The sequence below is a fragment of the Arthrobacter sp. OV608 genome (assembly GCA_900110595.1).
Taxonomy (GTDB): domain Bacteria; phylum Actinomycetota; class Actinomycetes; order Actinomycetales; family Micrococcaceae; genus Arthrobacter.
On sequence record FOEZ01000011.1, the window covers coordinates 1 to 12,958 of the forward strand.

Below are 12,958 nucleotides of genomic sequence, written 5' to 3' on the forward strand. Positions count from 1 at the left end.
ACGCCGGTAGAACACGAACAGTTCCTTACCAGCAATAAACTTCAGCCGGCACAAGCCGCCTGATCAACTGTCCACGATTTGCGGGTAACCCCACAGGAAGTTTGGTGAAGGCCTTGTAGCGCTCCCCCATCCCTTCCATGATGAGGCTGAACTCCCCATGGGTGAGGAACATTGCCTCGTCCTCAGCCTTTTCAATACCGGGAAGCTCACGTCTTCGTGGTTCCGCTCGACGGATGGATCAGCAGGTCGCTGTGCTCCTGGATGACCTCAGCCCCTGTCGGTGTGCGCTTCTCGTTGGAGAGGATGGCATGCTGCGCGATTTCGAAGGACTGGCCATTTGCGTCCAGAAGCCTCTTCAGCGTCTCGGCTTCAATGAGTGTGCCAACGGTGAGGCCTTGCGAAGCGCGGGTTTTTGGATCCCGCCATCGCACCATATAGGACTTGGAACCATCCTTTTTGGTGCGTGTACTGATGCTGGCCAAAGAAAAACGGCTCGCCCGTGTACACACTTTTGGTGGTTTTGTTCACACCCGGCCGTCCGACAGGCCACTGACCTGCGGAAACACTGTGCCCGAGGTGGGACTCGAACTACCTTCCAGCTCTTGCAAACACTGGGAAGTCGCGGAAACATGCGGAATCCAAGACAATTCGGCCGGTGTACTGCCCGGTACGAAGCGAGAAGCGTTGACATTGTCAACACGGCGTATTTCACAAACATTGAACCCGCTCGAGCCCGCAACGGCCTCGTGGCTCCGGACGACGTCGATACTAGCGGCGCACCACGCTACGAGGTCGATCCCGCAACGGACCCAACCAGCTGGTGGTCCGTACAACGCTGCTCCCGAGGTTACAAACCTCTGCCAGAGTGACACACCAGAGTGTTGGATCCTGTCCTGATGCCAAGCGCTCGCGCGACCCCAGAGACGTCACCGTGGCGCTGTCTGAGAGCAACTACTTCCAGGTCGCCGGAGAGCACGAAAACGTGCGCTCCCCCTGGACTGCAGCCTCTTCGAACCGCACGGTACCGGTCGGCTTTATCCAGTATCCCGCCTCTGGGGCGTTCAAACCGCAAGTCTTGAAAGCAGTCCAGTCACTAGCTACGTCTGTTCAGATTCTGCCACTTCAAGGATGTCCTCATGCCGTAGCCTCCGGATCGGACGTCGTGCGGGAGTGGAGTTCAGGCGCGCTGCCGCCGACGATCCGTAATCACGCACAGTGAGCAGCGGCTGCGGCGGAGGCACCTTCAATGATTCGAATGACGGGTGATCGGGCCGGGCCGCAACCCAGTCAATCGCCGAGCTGGTCATGAGCCGGTTGAGTTCCTCTGCGAAGGATTGTGCTTCCACACCGGCGAGGTGGACCTCGGCGGGAAGATTGCGGCGACCCCGAGGACCGTATACCAACAGAACAGCCGGCCCCACCGGGAGCATAATGACTTCGGCATTGGCGAACCCGCGACCGCCCTCCAGACGGACAAAGTTTTCGGACGTCAAGTTTGGCTTCGACTTACTCCCATTGACTGATTCGTGCTGTTCGGCCTCGATAAGTACTGGCTCGTCTCCGATGATCAGGAGCGGCTTGTCGAGGTGGATAAGCGAGGTAGAACGACCTTTGAGCGTCTCCTCAGCTCGTTGAGCGAGGTTTCCGAACATCTTGAGATGTTCGTTGGGGTGGGGAACGAAGTCACGGTCCCGGATGTCCTCTTCGGTGATCTTGTCCTGATTGAGAAGTTTGACGGTGTAGTCAGCAATGACCTCAATCGAGCGTCTTATGCGCATGCCCCGGACTGCTTGCATTGCGACAAACGCATCGAGGGTGGCACGCTCCTGCAGAGTGAAAGCGCGCGGCTTTACGAAGGCGCCGAAGTCGAGATGCTGCCGGAGAATCTCTGCGGTCCCGCCTTCTACGGTGCTCAGAAGGGATTCCAGGCTCGAGTCGAGCCCCGAACTGTCGGTGACTGCGGTGTAGAAGTCACGTACGGCGAGGTCGCTAATCGAGCGCGTCGAGGCTTTGCCGTCGCGTCTGCTCCGGACTCTCAACTTACCGTCCGCCGACGCAAACCTCGCTAAGAGAAACCTGGGAACTATGTGGTGACGCTTGCCGACTGCCGACTGTTGATCGAGTTTGCCCAGCCATTCCCGTGCTCGACGTTCGGCCTCCCGTTCGGAGGCATGCGGCTGGAGAAGGTCAGTCATGCTCTTTATTATCAGCCCTGCCGCCAACGTTCCCGCGTCAACGCACTCCGCTGTTTGGCAGCGGTGGCAGACATGCCGTCCCATACACGGACTCAGATCAGCCGGGTGAGCATGACCGGACCGACCGATCTTCACGCCGTTCCAGATCCGCATAACAAGAGGGACGTACAGGAACTCGGAAGCACATCGTCCATCAGCGGCGGCGGATGCTCGTGAGGTAATAGCACGGGACAGCGAGCAACATGACGAGGATGCCCCCTCCGAGTCCTCGACGGGTGCGAACCCAGTCGATGAGGATATTCGTAGTCAAGTAGCAAGTGAGGACGCTTGCAGCTCAGTCGGATTGTGTCGGCAGTCCTCTCCAAGGGAGCACCCCCATCTTGAAACACGGGCAGGCTTCCGGCACTGGGTGTAGTGGTGCCTGTCACGCGATCAGCTACGTCGGAGATTCAAGGCTCGCGCTTTTCTCTGTTGTCATCCACACCGCCTCCACCTGAGCGTTCCCCAAAAGAGTCAGCCCAAACGATCACTAACTTTGAGAAGGTAAACAATCAGCGATCCCATCCTTGCAAATAGGTAGTCATACGCTTCCTGGGGCACAGAGTGGGTGCCCGTTTCGTGATGGCGAATCATGAAGTCGTTGCCCAAGTCCGTCAAAGCCAACATTTCCGTACTCGCGATCTCACGGAAAGCCTCATTCTCGATGTTGCGGAGCAGGGCAATAGCGCTCTGTTTCTTGTTGCCCTGCACGTCAATTGTCTTCAGTCGCGTAAAGGCATCCCACAGTTTGTCCAGGCCAAGACCTCGGCTCTTTTCATCCCTGGACCGGAAGAGTTCTTTAGCGTGCTGGAGCAGCCCGTCCAACTCTTCGTCGCCAGTCGCCGGGATCAACTGTTCCATCACTTGTTGGACGGGACGGGTTCCGGTTCTGACAATTTGCATGTCCGAGGTCAGCTCGTACATCGTCCCTCCCCGGTGAAGGATGTCGTTCACGTCCATCCGAAAAGACTTGCGCCCGGCTTTCTCGTCAAAGGTCAGTTCGTGGTGCTTCATGTACTCGTGCCAGCGCCCCTGGATCGGCTTCGCAATCCTGTTGGCCGCGTATTCGATGAGGTCGAAGAGGACTTCATCAGTCTGAGTCGGGCTCAAGTTGCCCCACGGATCCTTTCTGAGATTCGGAAGAAGTGCACCAAGATTGCTCCAGAGCGCCTCTACGTCAGTTCCGCTCACGCCGTTGCCGTCAGCGCAGTGCTCAGGAAATTCGTTGGCAAGCCAGTTGGCTTGGGCTTTGGTCTCGAATAGAGATTGGAGGCCCTTTGAAGTAGCCTCTGGCAGTTGCTCGCGGATTCGAGGCACCTGGCCATTCACCCGATCAGAGTAAAAAGTACGCGTCATGCGGCGATTATTGCAGAAGCTCAACAGCTTGCCGGTCACTTTCGCGGGCACGGTCAAGAAGGAGGGGAACACACATATGTTGGCTCATCAATGACTGGCGCCTCACCTAAAAGGCCCGCCCACCCGTTCCTGCGTTTTGCAATAGCTTTGTTCCCAACGACGGCTCAGGAATGTGTAAGGATGCTCACGTGACTTTTGCATACGACCAGGCGACCACTGGCGAGAATCTTCGACGGCTCCTCAAGGACTCGCGCCGCTGGGTCAATCGTAGAGTCGATTCCTTACGATTGGACGCCGACGGAACGACGCGACGGTACGTATCCTTGGACCTGACCGTCCCAAAGGACTTGGTGTGCGGCGGTGCCTATCAGCAGATGCTGGTGCCGCTCGGTGTGCTAGAAAAGGGGACCAAACAGCGTTTTGACGCTAGTCACGATGGAAAGGCCATCCCCGTTCTTGGTCGCAAGGATAATTCAGCAATAGTGGCCCAAATGCTCAAGGCGTCGCAGCCTTCCATCCTCTCCTCAGCGCCCGGTGAAGATGCCACCGGGGACGATTTGTTCATCAAGATCGCGGCGTGTGATCCGGTTGATTCCGAGAGCATCTGGACTGAATACGTCACCTGGAGCGAAGGAATTCTCAGCGGCTGTGATTTGTCACCGAAACAGCAAGATGATCTAGAAGCCTTCGACTCTCTCGTAGACCAGATGACGAGGAACTTCGTTCTACTGGTTGAAGTTGATGATCAACTGGCAGGTCGCCGCGTTGTAATGAAGTACGCCCTGGATCAAGACGAGCCAATGACGAACGACCCTGGGACGAGCCGGCTCGTCATCGCGCAGGCAGTTCCTGACCTCGGCTTTGCAGCAAGTCATCACGTGGAGTTGGAAGTTCCTGCCGGTCTTTCGGTTCGCGATCTTAAATTAGTCGAACTCCGAGGGGCAGGTGACAACCAAAAAGACCGATTTGCCAGCAAGGCGTCGACGGGTCGGGTAGCCCACGTCAGTATAGATCCCTCAACTCCCGACGCAATCGGCATTTTGCGCGCCGAGGTAGCTGTCGCCAAACAAGGCGTCTTTTCGTTTACAATCGTGACTGTCTGGGCCCTGCTTGCTGCCAGCCTGACAGCATCGTTCATCCGTCTCTTTGATGACTTTTTTATTCGAGGAGAGCCGGAGATTCCTTCACCGGCAGCCTCAATATTGCTAGTTGGCCCCGCACTCCTTATCTCATGGATGAGTCGGACGCCGGAGCATCCCATGTTGGCAAGGATGCTCCGGCCTCTACGGCACATGCTCACCATCGCAGCCTTCTCCTTGGTCGTGATGGCTGGCCTAGCTGCTGTCAAAGTACAGCCATGGATCTGGGAGTACGCATGGGGGCTGTTGCTCGTGTTGGCGCTCGTGAATGTGACGTGGCTCATTATCTTCTGCATGAACGTGCAACTCCCAACGAAGCGAAAGTTCGAATTTGGCGTAGCATATGAGAACGAAGAGGACTTGGAGGGGCACTAATGGCTCGACGGGATCGGACACAGTCCGAAACGATGCCCGGCGTCCGATCGGGGACGCCGCGTGATGCGCTACTCAGCGGGGTTGATTCTGTTTGGAAGTCTGGCGGCGGATCGCTAAGTAAGAGCATGACTCTCAAACCATTCAGCGCGCGGCGTCGTTCTGTTGCGGCCTCTGGGACGAGTGAAAGATCTACTTCGTCAAGTGCGATTCAAAAACGGTAGCCGAACAGAAATTTGAAAACGGCAGCCCGATCTCGAGTTCGAGGCCTAGCTATACTGTCATCGGCCCGTTCCATTTCCGGCTGAACGAATCTGGTATGACAGAGGATTCCTCGTGTTCAACGCGGCTCAAACCCTGCGAGGTACTCAACCGGATCTGATAACCAAGAGTGCAGCCGGACACCGATTCAAGGGCCCTGCGGATCCTCGCTCGACCTCGCCCTGAAAGTAGCGCTTCGGAAGAACTGCACACATAACGACGGCGGACCACCAATCTCAGCTCCACCGACACGCTAGAAACGCGAAAGTGAGTTTTCGTCAGGGACGTTTCTGGTTGCCTCATTCCTGGGAAACAGTTGGACACTGTCACATCCGGGAATGCCTCCCTCCCAGCCGCCGATATATGCACAGTGGACCTCGGACGCGCCCATCGACCTAGCGATCCACGCAGCTCGTGCCAGCCCAAACTGACCGGCAATGGCTCCCGCGACTAAAAGGATTGCTACACCATCGTGACGCCATGCCGTGTCCGCAAGGTAGCACTCTCCAAGAGTGGAGGCCACCCCAACGATTCTCTCACCCGAACTGTCCGCTGCCAGAAGCCTCCAACCATTCAGAGATGACAATTGTGCCGCGTGTTCAGCGGCGGCCAAGAGATCTTGACCTCCAAAGGAGCCAGCATAGCTTTGCACGGCATAAAGGAGATCGATCGCATCGTGTCCCGACCTAGCCCTGCGATTCATGAGCCCATTATGGTCGACCGGTACAGGCAGGTGCGGAAGGACCGCCGGAGACATCAATCTCTGTCCGCCACAAGTCCACAGAGGGCCGCGGCCGCCGCAGGAAAGAGCTGCCGCTTCGCGACTAAGGTCGCCGCGTCCACCTCAACGTCGGACTTGGAAGTCCCGTAAGCACGACCGCATTCTTTGCCTGTGCGGATAGTTGTCTTCCCTACCAGCATTCGCGCCGCGGCAGCGACCGCCCCCTCGGACATGAGGCGAAAGCGAGGCCCATCCTGATTGCTCGCCTTAGGGGGCCGGTCCGCTCGGCGGACAACGACGATATCAGGTCTAAGGGACTCAATGCGCCCAGTGATGGCCGCGCTTAGTTCCTTTAGCTGGCCTGCCAAATCGCTACTGGTTGACACAACCTCGAAGCAGTCCGCAGGAATTACGTCGGACAAGGTAGGCACTTGGTCCGCGGGTAAGGAATCCTGCAGCACAACCGCCCTGACCGTGGGTTTCTTCGAGGCCGGAATGTCAATACAAAGACCAAGCGCGCGCATGATTCATTGTCCCTTATGTTTGTATCTGTGACTGCAACGACACCTGCACCGGCAAACTCTCTCCCGATGGGATTCATCCTGGCCTCCCGCTATGAGGTCATCATGCCGCTGGGCAGCGGCGGGCAGGGAGTCGTGTACGAGGTGTTCGATCACCACCTCAAGCAAAAGAGCGCGCTTAAGATTCTTACAGAAGTAGCCCCACACGAGGTATGGAAAGAAGCGGAGCTCCTCACGCGTCTAAGCGGCAAGTTCCTTTTGCCGGTCCGAAACGCCGACTTGGTCAATGGGCTGCCATACGTAGTTACCGAGATAGCGCGGCATGGAACGACGGATAATCTCCTGACACCTGGGATCGGTGTTTCTCCCTCGGTTGCGGTTAGGTGGGTCATCCACGCGTGTCGCGGCATTGCCAGGATGCACGACTTCGGTCTCGTCCACAATGACATCAAGCCCGGGAACCTTTTTCTGGACTCACACGGAGATGCACTTGTAGGTGACTTGGGTTTTGCCTCGCAGTTGCGGCCGAGCGGTGGTGCACCGCTCTCTGGTGGAACCCCCGCGACGATGCCGCCAGAGGTGGCAGCCGCCATGCTCGCAGGAGACGCCCAAGGTGAACCTTGTTCTGTAGCAAGCGATATTTATGGACTCGGTGCCACACTCTACTGGCTTATTGCAGGCCACCCTCCTTTTGTTGGGTCCACAGCTGCGAACGTTCTTGCCCAAGTTGTGGCAGGGCCGCCGTCTCGCCTTCATACAATTGCTCCTCACGCTCCTCGGGGTATCACCCTTGCGGTGGAAAAGGCAATGTCGCCTGTAGCAGCTGAGCGCTTCCTATCAGCCGCCGACCTAGATTATGCGCTTGCTCGAGTCACGCAGAGCGCACGGGTCTGGACTCGGATCGCTGCCCACTCGGGCCACGCTGACTGCTTCGAAGGCATCAAGGGGCGGTCCGTGCTTGCCGTCTGCGCGCGCCCAACTGGTGTTCGAACGAAACACGAGATTATCGTCCGTCATAAGAAAAGCGGACGCTTGGCAGGCCGACCAGTTGAGGCATCGCTGCCGACGCTATCCCAACGGCTACGCACTACGATCCGCTCCTTCTCTTAGTCAGGGGAAGAAACGATAGGCTGCAGGATAGCCGGCGTGGCCTCCGTGGGCTTCGATTGAACCGTGCGGACATGGGAGCACCCTCAGGCGAGGGACTCGTCACCCGAGCATAAAAACCTTCGCTTCCGGCGGTACCCATCTGGCCCCCGCTGATGACTAAGAGACGGTATGGAATTGGAATTGTCCACAGGTGAAGAACTTGATAGCTTGATCGGCCACGCGTGGTGTCCCCTCCGTGGCTTTCCCAAGTCACATTTGACTAAATCATAGAAATCGATAGATACAAGGGATCCGGGACAGGCGGACTCGCCGTCAATGTCCCCTCCGTTAGCCCCTCAGCCGGGTTACAACTCTGGGCGGCGCAGAGCTAGGACAGCTCCATAACTGTAGCGGGTTAGGAACGGGGGTCCCACCCCTCGGAAGACCAAGGGCGCCGGAGGCAAACTGACGTGGAAACCTTCGACTTTCCCATACACTCGCAAGGTAAACGCGTCAAGCTTTGTCAACAGTAAAAAGACAAAAAGCTTCTGACCTGCGAAAACACTGTGCCCGAGGTGGGACTCGAACCGCATCCAACCCGTGCAAAGACTGGGAACACCAGAATTTATGGCCAATCCAAGCCAGTCCGACCGATGTACTGTCCGATCCGATGCTCAAGGTGTTGACACTGTCAACACCTTCTTTTCGTCCATCCGGGCGGTTGTCATCTGGGTCACGAAACTTTTGCTGGGGCGGAGCCGGGACTGGTCGGCATAGGGCGGTTGCATGACAATGAAGTGTCCGTGTTGGTTGACCCACTCAATTGCAGGGCATGAGAAAATTATGGGGATTGAGGTGGATGGTTTGTCCTCGGAACAGATTCAATTCTGGTCACTTATGGTTTCAGTTGCATCATTCCTTATTTCGGTTGGTGTGGCCATAGTCGTCGTAATTTCTGCTAGCAGGGGAGTCAGTCAGTGGAAAGAGGATAAACGTCGCGCTGAGCAAGATCGCTTGCTTGAACTCCTAAGCAACTTTAGCCGCGACATCTTTCTCGATAAAGATATAAGGAACTTAGTGACTATCATCAATTCGTCTGAAGGCACAGAAATTACCCCGAATTCGGATGAAAGAATGGGAACCGTGATCGCACTCCAGCGCCTACTTGACGTGTTAGACATGGCTGCTATGACCCTGGAACGTCTTACCCTACCGGAAAAGGAGGTTGCCGCCTTATCTATAGCACGAGTATGCCGTTCGGCCCATAGAAGTCAGATAGTGCAAATATTTATGCGCACGGCCGATGCTATTGACGATCGGGATGCGGTGCCCAATCATGCATGGCAAAATTTTCGGCGTTATGCCCGCGGCCTAAGTAATGCGAAGGATGATATCTGAGAGCGGAGGACCGCGAGAAGTCGTAAACCGATGGGACTACGACGGACGCACTTATGAGGCGGCGAGGCCGCGAAGTTTTTGAGGTGCAGAGAGGAGTTCCCTGCCCGGGAACGTACATCCGGCGGAGACTTATGCCGCCCCAGGTCATGTATAAGCTCTGCGAAATGGGCCGGAACGCCGTCCACCACCACGACCGTGTTTTCGCCCTATGCGGCAATCCGTTTTACTGCCCCGGATTCCTTGTTGGGGCGGAGCCAGCCGGTCTCCCACTCCGGGCTGAGGGAGTCGGCCCATTCAATGGCCATCCTCTTCTTTCCGACCAGCGGTCCACCGGAAATGATCATGATGGGCTTGGAAGAGTCCAGCCATGCGTCCAGCTTGGGGTCCACCGTCTGGCGCCCGTAGACCATGGATTGGGACCAGCGGGGCAGTAGCCATTTAAGGGAAGCCGTCGCGTCCGGCGGATCCAGCTTCAGAGGCTCCAGCACCTCATCACGTGCCTCCAGCAGCGACTTGAGCTTGTCCTTGAGAGGGACATATATGGCCATCCAGGCAGGCAAAAGCGAAGCCAGGATTCCAAATGCGAGTGTCAACCAGATGGCTTCTGGGGAGGTCTTGTCCATAAACGCCGAAATCAGCAATACGACGATGCCGGGAACACAAATTAGTAACCGCCAAAACAGAGATCGGGGCCACTTCTGCAGAAGTCCCGCCCACCAGGTTGCCGTTGCTGCGTCTTGCCCAATGCCATCGCATCCACCTGTCGTTTGCTGGCAGAATACGGCTACCTTGGCACGAATTCCCTCAGGCGTGAATGGGAGGAAACAACAAATTTTCCCGATACTCTGCTGGCCATGTGCCCTGACTGCCCACCCCTTCCCGGAGTCAGGCGGCAGGGTTCTCGATTCAGGACGTTCCAGGAATCCTTCGTTCCCGAGAGGCAGTCAGATGTCACAGCAGATGGTCCTGTGGAAATGACCTGTCGCCAGTAACGTTACTGTCCCCGGCGGGCATCTGATCGTACGGGCCTCACACTCGTGGTCGCGATCAACAACTATGTGCCCTCTGCCGGCGAGCTTCCGACCCGCCTAACGGACACGTGGGGGCGGCCACGGAAGCAAGGAAACCCCGGAACCACCATCGTTCCGACATATGGATCCTCAGACCCGACTTGGACTCAAAGAAGGGGCTGCAGGGGATCCCGTGCGATCCGACGGAGACCACCGCATCTTCAGCGGCGAGGCGGTCGCATGCCGGATGGCAGTATCGGACAGTCCCCGCCGAAGGATGTTGAGCCACGGCGAAGAGGTGGGAACGCTCGGTCAAGGCCGCAGTAACGCCCAAGTAACGCCGGAGGGGTTTTCATGGAATATAAAGTTTTGCAGCCATGGTCGCCGGCCTTCCATCACTCAACTCAACGTTCTCCGAGCGGAATGATGACAGTCTTGACTAGACCATTCCGAACAACCGTCTTCACCGGGCGAAGGACGAAGGGACTGTACGATGCCGCACAACGACACTCCACGACTGGGCGGCGGCGGCATGGGAGAGTTCAGGGACGAGCTGAACATCCGTGAGCGGAGGACCTTCCCCGACGTCTCGGGCGACGATCGATTGTATCGCCGACTCACAGACATCGTCGCTGTCATGACTGCGAGCGGTTCCAGCGCCGATGAGACCTACCACGAGGCGTTGCGCGGGCAGCGGGACGACGAGGAATTCGTCATTCTCGTCTTCAAGACCCTGGACGCGTTGAACGAGTCCGCGTACATCGAGCGCTGGGCGCTCGTGCAGCTCGCGATCGACCTGGAGCATCCCGTCGCTGGCGACTACCTTGCTGAGTTGGTGCGTCGTCCTATCCCGGAGGAGCAGTCCGAAGACCCCGGACACGGGCTGAGCACCGTGACCGAAGAGGTCATTCTGCGAACCACCGCGATCGAGGGGCTCGCGAGACTGCTGCGACGCGACGTCGATACGACCGAGGCCCTGCTTGAGACGATCGCCTCGTCCGACTACGTCGCAATGCGCCGCGCCGCGTGGTTCGCGATCGCGGATAGCGGCCGCGATGACGCCGTCCAGCGCGCGCGGTCGATTCTCCAGGAGCGCGGCGATGGCTGGATCGCCGAGCTGCGCCGGATCCCGGTCGAGGAGGCCGAGCAGCACGATCCCAAACTCATTAAGCCGCCGCGCGGCAGCACGCCTGCCCCGTATGGCGAGTGACCCAGGAAGAAGGAGATAATCATGGCGATCTGCGACGCGACTGTTCCCGACAAGACGGCATCGGGCGATGCGTTCTATGGCTCATCGATCTGCAGCCAGGTATACGTCGACTACTTCTGGGCCACATACCGGTTCGAGGGCAACAAGAGCTTTTGGACAGGCGGGTTCGGGTGGGAGGACTGCTGTAACACCGACCTGCCCCTCGCCCGAGCGTTCAACGGCTGCTACGCCCTCACCTACTCCGCGAGCGATTACCTCAACGACGACTATGCCGGCGCGTGTCTGAACTGGGCTCGGCGCTACGTCCGCGAGCACATCGACAACCTGCGCGCCAAGTGCTCGAACGGGTCGTACGTCGCGTACAACTCTGGTGGAACGGTCGAGCTCTACTCGAGCTTCTTCTACCAGAAGCATGTACCCGGACGCGCCGAAACGCTACTCCACGAGTCGCGGCACGACGCACTCTCGCACAACGCGAAGTTCCCCAAGGGCTCCACGTTCGGAGAGGGCAAGGACGGCGCGGACTCCACCTGGGCCTACAACGGAGCGTGGATGTACGGCGCGCTTTACCTGTGGTGGTACTACGCGCAGGGGGCTCGCACGACGAGTGCGCTGCGAGAGCTCGCTCGACAGAGAGCGAACGTCGTGATCGACGGCGCCTTCGCCACGCACCCCGGCTACTCCGTCTGAGAAGCGGTGGCACCTGACGGCGTCGGGCCGTTGGCCAGCGGGCGAGTCAGTTCATATGAGGATTCCCGCACCGGAGAAAGGTCAGCCGGGCCCGGGCCGCGCCAGGAGACGTTGGGCGGCTACCGGATCGCCGTCGTTTTCGATGACCCTTATTGCCCAGTCGACACGACAGTGGTCGAGGTCCTGACCTCGCTGGTCGCCAAACTCAGGTCAGCCGGGGCAACCATCGAGGAAACGTCCCCGCCGGCGCCACTGTCCGAGACCGACCCCCTGTACCAGCAAACTGTGGCCGGAGTCACCGCCGCCTTCGAGCCGCCGCAGGCCATCGACTTCTACGCGGGTATGGTCGCCCGTGCTGGCCTTCCGCTGACACGAATCCACTGACACAGTGGGCCCTGTGGAACCTCCAAACAGTGCGGGACTGGTCGTTCGATAGGGAAGCCCGCACCCAACTCAAGGTCCGCTGGGCGGCGTTCTTCACCTCCTGTGCCCGGTCTCAAACGTCCTTGCGATCTTCCATGACGACAGCCCCGAACCCGCCCTGCGGACGATCCTAGTCAACGGCTGACCAACGCCCTACCTGAGCCAGTCCATTTGGAGTGGCCTGGCGACCGTTGCCGACCTTCCTGCCGTCGCTGTCCCGGCAGGACTGACGACCACCAACCTGCCGGTGGGCGTTCAGGTCGTCGCCCCCTATGTTCCCATCCTCGTACGATCGCATCCGATCTCGTAGGGCATCGGCTTCCTTCCGTGACCTGGAAGCGTCGGCTCGACCAGATCCGTAAGCCGGTCGGAAAACGGGAGGGAAAAAATTCGCAGGCTTGTCATACCAGGGCCGAGTGTCGAGATGCCGGAATAACCCGCTCGATGTGTCGCGCAATGAGGGTCCCTCGACTGCTCAGTCACCTCAAACGGCTGGCGGTGCTCCATGTCCTTGGAATCACAAGTCCCCGCTTC

Annotated in this window: 10 protein-coding genes; 6 read left to right on the forward strand and 4 right to left on the reverse strand. The window is 58.3% G+C overall.

Annotated elements, in window-relative coordinates; all coding sequences use genetic code 11:
• Nucleotides 1–206 precede the first annotated feature (206 nt).
• The 3 genes from BMX78_RS14625 to BMX78_RS14635 form a co-directional block, all read right to left on the reverse strand.
• Entirely contained in the window at nt 207–482 is a 276-nt protein-coding gene (locus BMX78_RS14625; protein ID WP_139204948.1) for a hypothetical protein, read from the reverse strand.
• Nucleotides 483–1,097: 615 nt separating this feature from the next.
• The gene (locus BMX78_RS14630) at nt 1,098–2,195 is read right to left on the reverse strand and encodes a DUF4238 domain-containing protein (protein WP_170850827.1); all 1,098 of its coding nucleotides are present in this window, start codon (nt 2,193–2,195) and stop codon (nt 1,098–1,100) included.
• A gap of 513 nt (nt 2,196–2,708) precedes the next feature.
• Nucleotides 2,709–3,590, reverse strand: coding sequence for a hypothetical protein (locus tag BMX78_RS14635; protein ID WP_139204950.1), 882 nt, complete (start codon nt 3,588–3,590; stop codon nt 2,709–2,711).
• Between the two features lie 188 nt (nt 3,591–3,778).
• Between BMX78_RS14635 and BMX78_RS14640 the strand changes: the two genes are divergently transcribed.
• The 3 genes from BMX78_RS14640 to BMX78_RS22780 all read left to right on the forward strand — a co-directional run bounded on the left by BMX78_RS14640 (nt 3,779) and on the right by BMX78_RS22780 (nt 9,091).
• Complete coding sequence (locus BMX78_RS14640; RefSeq protein ID WP_091420550.1) at nt 3,779–5,104, forward strand: hypothetical protein; 1,326 nt, start codon at nt 3,779–3,781, stop codon at nt 5,102–5,104.
• A 1,605-nt stretch (nt 5,105–6,709) separates the two neighbouring features.
• Nucleotides 6,710–7,714 (forward strand): serine/threonine-protein kinase, encoded by a 1,005-nt coding sequence (locus tag BMX78_RS23680; protein ID WP_353615445.1) that lies wholly within the window; start codon nt 6,710–6,712, stop codon nt 7,712–7,714.
• 789 nt (nt 7,715–8,503) lie between these two features.
• Entirely contained in the window at nt 8,504–9,091 is a 588-nt protein-coding gene (locus BMX78_RS22780) for a hypothetical protein (protein WP_139204953.1), read from the forward strand.
• Between the two features lie 206 nt (nt 9,092–9,297).
• Here BMX78_RS22780 and BMX78_RS14655 read toward each other — a convergent pair whose 3' ends face one another.
• Entirely contained in the window at nt 9,298–9,639 is a 342-nt protein-coding gene (locus BMX78_RS14655) for a hypothetical protein (protein WP_139204955.1), read from the reverse strand.
• A 955-nt stretch (nt 9,640–10,594) separates the two neighbouring features.
• Between BMX78_RS14655 and BMX78_RS14660 the strand changes: the two genes are divergently transcribed.
• Genes BMX78_RS14660 through BMX78_RS14670 form a run of 3 tightly spaced genes read left to right on the forward strand, consistent with a single transcriptional unit; the run spans nt 10,595 to nt 12,385 of the window.
• Nucleotides 10,595–11,311, forward strand: a complete 717-nt coding sequence (locus BMX78_RS14660; protein ID WP_091420559.1) for a hypothetical protein — start codon at nt 10,595–10,597, stop codon at nt 11,309–11,311.
• Between the two features lie 21 nt (nt 11,312–11,332).
• Nucleotides 11,333–12,001 carry a hypothetical protein gene (locus BMX78_RS14665; RefSeq protein ID WP_091420562.1) on the forward strand — a complete coding sequence of 223 codons (669 nt, stop codon included), beginning with the start codon at nt 11,333–11,335 and terminating at the stop codon, nt 11,999–12,001.
• 6 nt (nt 12,002–12,007) lie between these two features.
• On the forward strand, nt 12,008–12,385 hold the full coding sequence (locus tag BMX78_RS14670; protein ID WP_139204957.1) for an amidase: 378 nt from the start codon (nt 12,008–12,010) through the stop codon (nt 12,383–12,385).
• Nucleotides 12,386–12,958: the final 573 nt, after the last annotated feature.